Genomic DNA, 12,033 nt, shown 5'->3' on the forward strand with positions numbered 1-12,033 from the left:
TGAGGCGTAGGAGAGGTTCGATCACATGCGAGGCAATAAGCGGCTATTCCGCTTATTGCCTCTAAACTAACTTCAGCTCAATGTCTCCAGCATCTGCTCCAGAACTCGAACTCCTTGAATCTCCGCGGCTTTGGCATCTTGCAGCAGCTCAATCGCACGAGTAGCACTCGCCTCTTGATTCGGTTCGCCTCCTTGCGGGAACGGGAACAAGCTTATTAGTGCGCCAAGACGGTCTGCCACGATCCGATAATGGGTGGCAGCTTCAGAGGCGAGTTGGCGAAGCTGCGACGAGTCCCTTTCCTTCTCCTCCGGCCAGTTTGCCACGATGTCTTCCAGAAATTTTACGGCAAATTCACGGGCATCCCAAACTTTCACTCCATTAACACTGTTGCCGAAAGGTTCGACCGTCCGATTCGTGAACGCTTTGATCCACGCATCATAGCCAGCGATTCCGTTGCGGTGAGGCACTTTGTCCAGTTCCCTCAGGGGCTCCTTGGCATGCTGCAACGCAAGCTCCAGTGCGCCCTTCAACATGGATCTCCGATCGACTGGCTGATACCCCGTTATCCCCAGCACATAAAGCTCCGTTACTTCGCCTCGCCCTAGTTTCTCATAAGGCAGCTCACCATCTTGACGAACATCCCTGCATTGGAATACCCGCCGATTATCGTCATAACCATAGATCACGCCCCACTCCGGGATGAAGAGATCCCAACTTAGCGAGGGAATACCTCGATCGATCGCCTGCTGCACAAGCGCTATCCCTTCCTCAAGCTCTTCAGGTGTTGGAGGATTGTTCGTTTGTTTGCCGGCATATTCAACCGAGAATCCAAGATTGTTCAAAGCTGCTTCATGATGCTGCTTCCAATCGAAGCAAGAATAACTCCCCACCTCTACCGCTTCTTGGTCAATAATGATCCGAAAAGCATGCGCCGTGTACCCCATCACCTCTACCAAAGTCATACCTGCCAGCTCGGTGTATTGCACAATACTGTGCACCGCCGCCGTATCCGTATTATGACTCCAGCTGCAATCGGTTTTCGCTATCATTTCCATCGTTCTCATTCCTTCCATGTGATTTTGTACTGCGGTGGAGCGAGCAGCTTCACTGCCGGTTTCCCTACCTTCTTGCGTCCCTCGATGTACATGCTGATTTGCGTACGAATGCGCTCCTGCTGCAGCTTCTGCCGTGATCTCGAAATGCTGTTGTACACATTAGCGACTGCGGTGTCCATTAAGGAAGCGATATGCTGCGGCGACAGCTGATCGAAGAAATACGCTTCGAAGATTCGCTTCTCCCGACTGGTTAAGCAGTACATCATGCCGCGAATGCCATCGACCAAATCTTTGCGCAGTAAGGCAGCCGAGGGATCATTCGCCTGCTTCGCTTCATCAAGCGCAAGTTTGCCGAGGCGGAACAGCACATGATCCATGTTATATGGATCGTCGAAGGCAACATTCGCTCTTTCAACTGCAGCAATCTCCTTGCTGCTCCAGCTGGTGAACGGCCGCTCCCTGCGGTGTGGCCCTCCTCGGCGCAGCTTCATGTTGGCTTCATTCCGCACAATGGTCTTGAGCCACGGGGCGAATCGGCTGCTGTCCACGAGCGATCCCAGATGAAGAAATGCCCGCACGAGCGCTTCCTGCACCACATCCTCTGCAAGATGATGATCTTGCGTTAAGGAGTAGGCCAAATGAAAGGCTTTGGCCCGGCTCCTTCGGACAAGCTCCCCGAAAGCATCCGGGTCACCTGTTCTCGCAAGAGCTACCAGTTCCGCTTCCCCAACCGGCACTTTCTCGTCCTTGCGCTCCTGATCAGCATGATTAGAAACCAACAATTCGCTGCCTCCTTTCGTCAACCTATATCTAGAGATGCCAGCCGAAGCTGCAATCTATCTGAGGGGTTCAAACTTTTTTTCACAAAACCTACAATACTCTGTATTCTATTTCCCCACCTCCGCACAGAAACCTGTTTTGCACACAAAAAAACCGCCAAAACGGCGGTTTTCTAGCCAACAAATCCTATTCAACATTCGGTGCCGCTTCATCCAGCCAGCTCTCAATGCTGCCAATGACAGAAGCTACGCAGCCATCATCGAACGGGGAGTTCAGACCGGCAACCTTCACCAGCTCCGTGAACGACAAGCTTCCGCCTTGTTGGCATAGGTTCAGGTAGTCTGCCCATGCTTCAGGACGATCCTCGTGCATCTTCTTCCAGAATTGGAACGCACAGATCTGTGCCAATGTGTAGTCGATATAGTAGAACGGACTGTTGAAAATATGACCCTGCTTATGCCAGAATCCGCCCTGCTCCAGATACGCATTGTCCGCGTAGTTGCGATGCGGTAAGTATTTACGCTCGATTTCGCGCCATGCTTGCTTGCGCTCTGCCGGAGTTGCATCCGGATTCTCGTAGATGAAATGCTGGAACTCATCCACCGTCACGCCATAGGGGATAAAGATCAATCCGCTTGCCAGATGGTCGAATCGGTATTTGTCCGCTTCATCCTCGAAGAACAGATCCATCCAAGGCCAAGTAAAGAACTCCATGCTCATCGAATGAATTTCGCAAGCCTCGTAGGTCGGGAAGCTGTACTCCGGTACAGCGAAACTTCTGCTCTCATACACCTGAAAAGCATGGCCGGCTTCGTGCGTCAGCACATCAATATCGCCGGAAGTCCCATTAAAGTTGGAGAAAATATAAGGCGCACTGTACTTGCTGATATACGTGCAATAGCCGCCGCCTTGTTTGCCTTTCTTCGCTACCAGATCCATCAGATCGTTATCCTGCATGAAACGGAAGAACACGTCGGTTTCCGGAGACAGCTCCGCGTACATCTTCTCGCCATTCTTCACGATCCACTCCGGATTACCCTTCGGTGCCGCATTGCCGGACTTGAATACGAAATTCTCGTCGTAGTAAAGCAATGTATCGACTTCGATTCGTTCCTGCTGCGCAGCTTTCAGCTTCGAGGCAACCGGCACGATGTATTGAAGCACCTGCTTACGGAAGTTAGCAACCATCTCTGCGTTGTAATCCGTGCGGCTCATTCGTGCATATCCAAGCTCAACATAGTTGGCAAAACCAAGCTTCTTCGCGATCTTAGTGCGTACCTTCACGAGATCATCATAGATCCGATCGAAAGTGGCTTCATTCTCTGCCATGAAGCCGGATGAAGCTTCCATAGCACGCCTGCGCATATCGCGATCCTTCGATTGTTGGAACGGCCCGAGCTGGGACAATGTCCGCTCTTCGCCCTCGAACATGATTTTGGCAGACGCAATCAGCTTCGAATATTCGGTCGTCAGCTTATTCTCTTGCTGAAGATCCTCAATGACCTCTGGACTGAACGTCTTGAGGGACAGCTCGGCCAATTGAAACAGCTGACGGCCCCACTTCTGCTCAAGCTCGGCTCTGAACTTGGAACCCACAAGTGCGCGATAGTAATCGGTTATGTATTCTTGCACGATCGGGCCGCTTTCGTCGAAGAAATCTTGCTCGGCTTTATAAAACTCGTCATTCGTATCAATGGAGTGGCGGATGCTCGCGATTTGCGCCTGCGAATCGAACTCACTGCGAAGTTGGTTTAACTGCGTCATTGCAAGGTCTTGCTCGTCGTAGGTTTGCGCGGATAGGAACGATTCCAATTGCGACTTAAACTTCTGTTCAAACTCTTTAACTTCCGGTCGTTCGTACCGGTACTCGCTAAATTTCATGAATACGCACCTAACCTTTCCTTACAGGAATTATTTAAATAGTGCCAAAGTGTGACCTCCCAATTATATCCTAAACGCACCCAGACCAAAAGAGGCCGTTCGGGGCTTGCCCCCTCGCAGCCCCATCAGCAATTCTATTTTCTTTACTCTTTGAATCGACCGATGATATCCATTACGTACTTATAGATGACCGAAGCGCCGCCTATGAAGAAAAGTACGATCAGCGTGTAAGTAGTCGGGTCGATGGAAACCATCGAAAGCAGAAAATTCAGAGGAAGTACATAGAAGACAATGTCTTTCAAATAGCCGAGAAATGTTGTATCGAAAGACCCTTTCCAGAAAGACTTGGAAAAGGCTATAACAAAATCAATGATCATCAGGGCAAATATTGCCCACATCGTGTAGGTCACCCATGCTGCAAGTGTAAATGTCATGTATCATCACCACCTTCCTACACAGTATGCTAGGTTGGTTTCTGGGTGATGATTATTCGGCATGGTGCATAACTTTTGTGTATAGCGTGTAAATTTATTCAGATCATCGCAGCTGGGCATGGAGGCGAGCGAACGATGTCCGATCGAAACAGCATCGTGTCCGACTATTTTGAGAAGATCCTCAACACGATTGATGTAGGTGTTCATTTCATTGATCAGGAAGGCAATACCGTCTTCTACAATGATAAAATGGCTGAAATTGACGGGCTGGACCGGGAGCAAGTGCTCGGGAAAAATATTTTGCACCTCTACCCTTCCCTTACGCAGGAAACGAGCACGCTTGAGAAGGTGCTTCAGACCGGTCAGCAGCTGCCCGCCCATATCCAAACCTATTTCAACGTGACAGGTAAACGGATTATGACCATTAATAGCACTTATCCCCTCTATGACAATGGCCAATTGATCGGTGCACTGGAAGTCGCGAAAGATATTACGAGCATTGTGCAGCTGCACGATCAGATTCTCGACCTTCGGCATCAGCTCTATCAGGCGAAACAGAAGGAAAACAAGAATAAAGGGACGGCAAGATACGAGTTCAGCGACCTCATCGGCCGAAGCAAACCGTTCCAAGACGCTTTAACCCTTGCGAAGAAGACATCGCGAACGGTTTCCCCCGTCATGATTTGCGGTCCGACGGGTACCGGCAAGGAGTTGTTCGCTCAAAGCATTCACAACGCCGGAGCCAGGCGGAATCGCCCTTTCGTTGCACAGAACTGCGCCGCTGTTCCTGCTGATCTGCTGGAAGGCATCATGTTCGGTACGGCAAGAGGCGCGTTTACCGGTGCGGTCGATCGGGCGGGTCTGTTCGAGCAAGCCAGCGGCGGCACATTATTCCTGGATGAGCTGAGCAGTCTGGATGTTTATTTGCAGGCAAAGCTTCTTCGGGTGCTGCAAGATGGCATGGTCAGGCGGATTGGCGGGATGAATGAACAGCAGGCGGATGTTCGCATCATTACCGCAATGAATATGGATCCGGCGCAGGCGCTGGAAGAAGGGCTGCTGCGGTATGATTTATACTACAGGCTGAGTGTGGTGAAGATCGAGCTCCCTCCTTTGCAGCAACGAGAAGAGGATATTCCGCTGCTGGTGAGCCATTTTATCGAGAAGCTGAATCCGGTGTTTGGACTGCAAATTCAGAACCTCTCGCCTGATGCGCTGCGACGATTGACTGCTTATAGCTGGCCCGGTAATGTTCGCGAGCTGGGTCATGCGATTGAATCTGCCTTTAATATGGTGGAAATCGATGAGGAAACCATAGAAGAACGTCATTTACCCAGAGGACTGCTGACGGATCGGGTAATCGCTGAGGTGGATAGTGGTAGTAGTAACGATCGACTGCCCGAGCGGATGAAGCAGATGGAACGTGAGGCCATTGCAATTGCTTTTCAGAAGAATGGCTTTAATGTAAGTCAAACTGCGCAAGAGCTTGGCATGAAACGGCAGGCCTTGCAATATAAACTGAATCGATATGGAATTACGAAGAAACCTTGATTGGCCGGATGAAGTGATGGTTGGCGACAGGTTGGCCTCTGCTTGTAGGCAGAGGCCCTTTTTGCGTGGAATGGGCGGCGTTTGGCAAGGTTGGCATGTTTCTTGCACCAATATGCGTGAGTAGCAAATTTCCGTGGAGGTGCGCCAATCATGAGCATGTCAAACGATGGTAGGACGGACAAGGTGCCCCTAAGCAGCAAGAGGCACTGGAAGCAAGTAGCGTTGTGGAAAGATGTGACGGACGAACAGTGGAATGACTGGCTCTGGCAGCTCACGCATACAATCAAGACGCTGGATGAGCTGAAGCAAGTGGTCAATTTGACGCCCGACGAAGAGGCAGGTGTGCTCATTTCGACGCAAACGATTCCGCTTAACATTACGCCTTACTATGCCTCCCTCATGCATCCGGATGATCCGCGCTGTCCCATTCGGCTGCAGTCGGTTCCGATTTCTGCGGAGCTGTTGAAGACGAAATATGATCTCGAGGATCCGCTCTTTGAAGACGAAGATTCACCAACCCCGGGACTAACGCATCGCTATCCGGACCGAGTACTCTTCCTTGTGACGAACCAATGCTCGATGTACTGCCGTTATTGTACGCGCCGCCGGTTCTCCGGCCAAGTGGGCATGGGCGTGCCGAAGAAGCAAATGGACGATGCCATCGCTTATATCCGCAATACTCCGGAGGTTCGGGATGTGTTGTTGTCCGGTGGGGACGGGTTGTTGATTAATGATACGATTCTGGAATATATATTGAAAAACTTGCGCGAGATTCCCCATGTCGAGATCATTCGGATCGGCACACGGGCGCCGGTCGTATTCCCACAGCGGATTACGGAGAACCTGTGCACGATGCTTCGCAAGTATCACCCGATTTGGTTGAACACGCATTTCAATCATCCGCTGGAAATAACAGATGAAGCAAAGCAAGCCTGTGCGATGCTGGCAGATGCCGGCGTACCGCTCGGTAATCAATCGGTTATCCTCGCGGGCATCAACGATAGTACCCATATCATGAAAAAGCTCATGCACGAGTTGGTCAAAATCCGCGTACGACCTTACTATATCTATCAATGCGACTTATCCGAAGGGATCGGCCACTTCCGGGCGCCTGTCTCCAAAGGTCTGGAGATTATTGAAGCGCTTCGCGGCCATACCAGCGGGTATGCAGTGCCTACCTTCGTTGTTGATGCTCCCGGTGGTGGGGGTAAAATCGCACTTCAACCGAACTATCTTATTTCGCAAAGTCAGGATAAGGTGATCTTGCGTAACTACGAAGGCGTTATCGTCGGTTATCCCGAGCCTAGCAATTATGTGCCGGGCCGAGCGGATGCGTATTTCAATGAGATCTACGGCATAGAGAAGCAACCGCCCAGCACCGGCATCATCTCGCTCATCAAAGATGAAAATTTCAACCTGGTGCCGGAAAATTTGCGCCGCATCGGCAGACGCAAATTGTATGAGCAGGCGGCCGACCACCACTCGCTCAAGGACAAACGCGAGAAACGCGACGAGATGAAGCAGAAGCTCATGCGCGCGCGACAGGATCAGTCTGCCGGCGAAGGCGCGAAGCAGCAGGCTGCTCCCGCTGGCGGGGATGGCGCGCCGAAGGGCGAGCCTGAGGACAAGAGCGAGTAAGTGTGAGACGGCGTTAGCCGGGCATCAGATCTGTTTCACAACAAATGGAATGCTGCCACCCATAGTCGTGGAAAAAGCAAATAAGCCGCCTCATAGTAGCGCGAAGCGCGATTGAGGCGGCTTATTTATGCCGGCTGGGCGGTGTGTTACCCCATACAAACCGCTAACGAACCAGAGAAGCCTTATTTGGGCAAAACAACTGGATTTGAAACGCTAACGAATCCTACAGGTCTTATTTGGGGTCAACAAGCACGATATTGCTGAATTTCCCTGAATAGGACCTCTACGATTCGTTAGAATAATTTAGTGGCTGATTGGGCTGGAATAAGACCTCTGGGATTCGTTAGATTATTTTGTATCGTTTCGCCACACATTACCGCATCATCATTTATTGCCGAGTAGTTATTGTTACTGTTTCTGCGACTGTTCCTTCGACTGCCTCTGTTACTGTTACTCTTACTATGTTACTGCTTTGCTTCTGCCTTTGTTACTACTTCTACTTCTGCTTCTGCTTCTGCATTTTCAGCTCCCACTTCTGCTACTTCCGCTCCCACTTCCACTTCCACTTCCACTACCGTTCCCGCCACTTCCGCACCGACATCAACCTCTACAACAGCTTCAGCTTCTTCGTCTCTGTCAGTCACACCCCCTGCTCCCGCACTATCCCCTTTCCGAGCCGCTTCCTCTTCAACCCCGCACCACTCCGTGAGCGTGAGCGCGATAATCTCGGCGGCTTCGAACACGGCGTCGAGCTCGATATGCTCGTTAGGGTAATGGGCCATCTGCGTGAGGCCGGGTCCGAATACGATACATGGCGTATCGGCTAGAACCGTCAGCAGCCCGCCATCTGTGCCCCACGGCGAAGCTTCCAAGACCGCCGGTTGATTCGTCACCGACGTGTATTGCTCCGCCACGATTCGTACCAAATCATGTGCCGGATCGACGCTTCCCGGCACCCACCTGGCGCCGAACCATTCCAGCACTGGCGGCGCAGCGCGAAACCACTCGTCCTTCTCCTCCAGCAGCTCCAACCAAGTGGCCATTTGCTCCTTGGCATGTTCAAGCGACTCCTCCGGCGCAACCCCCATTCGACCTTCCAAAGTCACCGTGTCAGGCACAGAAGATGGCCAATTGCCGCCGCTAATAGTACCGATATTAATCGGTATGGGAATCGGATTATCCGCAAAGAGCGGATCATGGATCCTCGCATTGCGCACCTGCTCAAGCTCCAGCACATGAGCGACCACGAGCATGCTTTTCTCAATCGCGCTGACGCCTTCGTACCGTGTTCCCCCATGCGCCGCGCGGCCCTTCACCACGATTCGGAACCACATGGACCCCTGCTGCTTTGGAAAGATCCGCATATTCGTAGGCTCGGGTATCAATGCCGCATCGGCCTTATACCCTTTCACAATCATCGCCAAAGTCCCGGCTCCTCCGCTTTCCTCCTCGATAACGCTTTGAAAGATGACATCACCTTGCAGCGAAATCCCCAAACTGCGAATCGCTTGTATCGCAAGCAGCAACGAGACATTGCCGCCCTTCATATCCGATGAGCCGCGCCCATACAGCTTTCCGTCCACCACTTCACCGCTGTATGGCTGACTGCGCCACTGCGAGCGATCGCCTTCAGGCACCACATCCATATGACCGTTTAGAATAATCGAACGGCCGCCCCCGCTTCCTCGCAGGATGCCCACAACATTCGGACTGCCGAAGAAGCTCGTTCTCGGCGAATAGAAATAAGGATGTTTTTCCAGCAGGGCACCATCGGGCTCCCACAGATCCACATCCAATTTCATCTCGAACAGTTTGCCTGCAATGAGCAATTGCGCTTCCTGTTCATTGCCTTGGGTACTGGCGATTCGGACCAAACTCTGCAGCAGTCCAATGCCTTCCTCACGGTGCTGCTGGATCCATTCATGAATTTGCGCCTTCAGGTCCATGCTGTCCGCCTCCTTCATCGGCTACGTGATGTAATCAACCTTGCCCGGTATGAGGAGCGTGGCCTCGGTGCAGCTGATTACGTCCTCAATCGTGAAAGGAGACATCACTTCCCTCAGCACGAGACCCTCATCCGTCACTTCCATGACCGCCATTTCCGTAATGATATAATCGACACATCGCTGTGCCGTAAGCGGCAGCTCGCAGTGCTTCTTAATCTTCGACTTGCCGTCGCGATTAACATGATTCATCACGGCTACGACGCGCTTCGCTTTCTGCGCCAGCTCCATCGCACCGCCGATTCCCGCCGTCCGTTTACCGGGTACGATCCAATTGGCCAAATCCCCTTGCTCGCTGACCTCCAGCGCTCCGAGCACCGTCATATCGATGCAACCACGGCGAATCATGGCAAAAGCAATGGCACTATCGCAATAAGATGCGCCGATCGCCAGGGTTACCGGATAACCGCCCGCATTGCACAGAAACCCATCTTCCTCGCCTGCCTCCGGCGTCGGCCCCGTTCCTAAGATTCCATTCTCCGCATGGAAGGTCACATGGATGCCTTCGGGAATGAAATCAGCCACTCGCGTCGGAATGCCGATCCCCAAATTAACGACCATCCCATCCTTTATTTCACGGGCGGCTCGCCTTGCGATCCGGTCGCGGCTTGTTTCTCCCACACCCATTGCCAGTTCACTCCTTTCCCTGCAACGACTGCATCAACGAAGATTCCCGGCGTCACGATACGCTCCGGATCAAGCTCGCCTAACGGAACAATCTCATCCGCTTCCGCGATCGTCCGCGTACCTGCCATGGCAACAAGCGGATTGAAGTTGCGACCGCTCTTGTCGTAGATTAAATTCCCATATTCGTCAGCCTTCAACGCATGAACGATAGCCACATCTGCCGTGAGCGCCGGTTCAACCAGATACGTTTTGCCGTCCACCACGACCTTCTCCTTGCCTATTTCCAAAGTAGTACCGATCCCCACATCGACAAGAATACCGCCCAGCCCAACTCCGCCTGCCCTGATCTTCTCAGCCAGCGTGCCTTGCGGATAGAATTCCACTTCCATCCGACCATCCTCCATCATGCGACCGGCATTAGGATTGGAGCCGATATGCGACGTGATAACTTTCCGAACACGTCCTTCGGTGACCAAGCGACCAATGCCAATCCACGGAAACCCGGTATCGTTACCGATAAGCGTGATATCCCTTACACCTTTATCCAAAATCGCCTCTATTAGTGTCGGAGGGGTTCCGATCCCGCCGAATCCGCCATACATCAGCGTACAGCCATCAACGATCCACCTAAGCGCTTCATCGATAGCGATCGTCTTCTGTTTCGTCATCCGCCCATGACCTCCCCCATCACTTCCACGATTGTTTCTTCAAGCAGCGAGGCCAGCAGATCCATCTCTTCGGTTGTGATAACAAGCGGCGGAGCGATGATGACGGCATCGCCCTCACCGTTCACGCCTCCTGCCGCAGGGTAAATGAGCAGCCCTTTGCTCTGCGCGCGCTCTACGATCCGCGTTGTTACACCGAGCGCAACCGGGAAAACCCGCTTGCTCGCCCGGTCGGCGACAAACTCCAACCCGAGCAGCAGCCCTTTGCCGCGAACATCGCCGACCGTCACGCAGTTAACAGCAATCCTCTTCAGCGCTTGCAGCAGATAGCTGCCTTTCTCCTCAGCGGCACCTACGAGCTGCCCGGCATCGATGTAATCGAGAACCGCCAAGGCCGTTGCCGCGGATTGCGGGTTTGCACTGAACGTATGGCCGGACATGACAATCCGCGAACCGGCTAGAATCGGCTCCATGATTCGGTCCTTCACTAACGTAGCTGCTATCGGCGTATAACCCGCACTAAGCCCTTTACCGAGGGCGATCAAATCCGGCTCGACGCCCCAATGCTCCATCCCAAACATCGCTCCTGTGCGTGCGATGCCGGTCATCACTTCATCGGCGATGAAGAGAATATCGTATTGCTCGCAGATCGCTTTGATCCGTTCATAATAGCCTTCCGGCGGAACTACAGCCCCTCCGGCCGCTCCGATAATCGGCTCTGCAATAAAAGCCGCTATATGCTCTGCGCCAATTCGTTTAATATTCGTCTCTAAGTCTTCCGCGCAGGCTTGCCCGCAGCTCGGCGCCGACAAGGGACACCGATAGCAATACGGCGCTGCTACAACCGGCAGCTCCTCAAGCAGCGGAACAAACCGCCTTCTCCTGGTGACATGACCGGACATCGACAGCGCTCCGAGCGTGATGCCATGGTAGCTCATCCGTCTGGAAATGACTTTATTTTTGCCGAGTCGACCTTGCTCCTGCCAATATTGAATGGCAATCTTCATTGCGGTTTCCGTTGCCTCAGAGCCGCTGTTCACGAAGAATGACCAGTAATCATGGCCCGGCGCCATGTCGCTAAGCCGCTTCGCAAGCTGTTCCGCCGGCTCGCTCGTAAATTGGGATCGGTAGACAAAAGACACCTTCTGCGCTTGAGCCAGCATCGCATCGATTACTTCTTGCACACCATGCCCGATCCCCGCCGTTACAGCGCCTGACGAGGCATCCAAGTATGCTTTTCCATGCTCATCGTACAGAAATACGCCTTTGCCATAGTCAATCTTCGGATAGTGGGCACTTAGCAGCGGCTTGATCAAATGCTCCCGCGTCAATCGCTTCCCCTCCAATCGGCCTATCTTCTCGCCCATTCTTGTTGCAATTTCGGTGCCAACTTGGGCC

The 12,033-nt window shown here is 52.6% G+C and carries 9 protein-coding genes and 1 pseudogene; 2 read left to right on the plus strand and 8 right to left on the minus strand.

Annotated features, from left to right (window positions below; genetic code table 11):
* Nucleotides 1-72: 72 nt before the first annotated feature.
* The 4 genes from AC0YN4_RS04995 to AC0YN4_RS05010 all read right to left on the minus strand — a co-directional run bounded on the left by AC0YN4_RS04995 (nt 73) and on the right by AC0YN4_RS05010 (nt 4,151).
* A complete protein-coding gene (locus AC0YN4_RS04995) occupies nt 73-1,056 on the minus strand; it encodes a hypothetical protein (protein WP_475779763.1) in 984 nt (327 codons plus the stop codon).
* 5 nt (nt 1,057-1,061) lie between these two features.
* Nucleotides 1,062-1,838 carry an RNA polymerase sigma factor gene (locus AC0YN4_RS05000; RefSeq protein WP_475779762.1) on the minus strand — a complete coding sequence of 259 codons (777 nt, stop codon included), beginning with the start codon at nt 1,836-1,838 and terminating at the stop codon, nt 1,062-1,064.
* A 184-nt stretch (nt 1,839-2,022) separates the two neighbouring features.
* Complete coding sequence (locus AC0YN4_RS05005; RefSeq protein ID WP_475779761.1) at nt 2,023-3,717, minus strand: M3 family oligoendopeptidase; 1,695 nt, start codon at nt 3,715-3,717, stop codon at nt 2,023-2,025.
* A 143-nt stretch (nt 3,718-3,860) separates the two neighbouring features.
* Nucleotides 3,861-4,151: a hypothetical protein gene (locus AC0YN4_RS05010; protein WP_475779760.1), complete on the minus strand. Its 291-nt coding sequence runs from the start codon at nt 4,149-4,151 to the stop codon at nt 3,861-3,863.
* Nucleotides 4,152-4,286: 135 nt separating this feature from the next.
* Here AC0YN4_RS05010 and AC0YN4_RS05015 point away from each other — a divergent pair, with 135 nt between their 5' ends.
* Nucleotides 4,287-5,702 carry a sigma-54 interaction domain-containing protein gene (locus tag AC0YN4_RS05015; RefSeq protein ID WP_475779759.1) on the plus strand — a complete coding sequence of 472 codons (1,416 nt, stop codon included), beginning with the start codon at nt 4,287-4,289 and terminating at the stop codon, nt 5,700-5,702.
* 156 nt (nt 5,703-5,858) lie between these two features.
* Entirely contained in the window at nt 5,859-7,340 is a 1,482-nt protein-coding gene (gene kamA, locus AC0YN4_RS05020) for a lysine 2,3-aminomutase (protein ID WP_475780103.1), read from the plus strand.
* Between the two features lie 689 nt (nt 7,341-8,029).
* Here the strand turns inward: kamA and AC0YN4_RS05025 are convergent.
* From AC0YN4_RS05025 to AC0YN4_RS05040, 4 genes and pseudogenes are all read right to left on the minus strand, one after another.
* Nucleotides 8,030-9,286: pseudogene (locus AC0YN4_RS05025) on the minus strand (peptidase); the annotation flags it as partial.
* Between the two features lie 21 nt (nt 9,287-9,307).
* Entirely contained in the window at nt 9,308-9,970 is a 663-nt protein-coding gene (locus tag AC0YN4_RS05030; protein WP_475779758.1) for a 3-oxoacid CoA-transferase subunit B, read from the minus strand.
* Nucleotides 9,913-10,638 (minus strand): CoA transferase subunit A, encoded by a 726-nt coding sequence (locus AC0YN4_RS05035; RefSeq protein ID WP_475779757.1) that lies wholly within the window; start codon nt 10,636-10,638, stop codon nt 9,913-9,915. Before AC0YN4_RS05035 ends, AC0YN4_RS05030 begins: the two co-directional genes overlap by 58 nt.
* Nucleotides 10,635-11,966 (minus strand): aspartate aminotransferase family protein, encoded by a 1,332-nt coding sequence (locus AC0YN4_RS05040; RefSeq protein WP_475779756.1) that lies wholly within the window; start codon nt 11,964-11,966, stop codon nt 10,635-10,637. Before AC0YN4_RS05040 ends, AC0YN4_RS05035 begins: the two co-directional genes overlap by 4 nt.
* Between the last annotated feature and the right edge of the window lie 67 nt (nt 11,967-12,033).

It is taken from the genome of Paenibacillus sp. J22R3, from assembly GCF_056269305.1.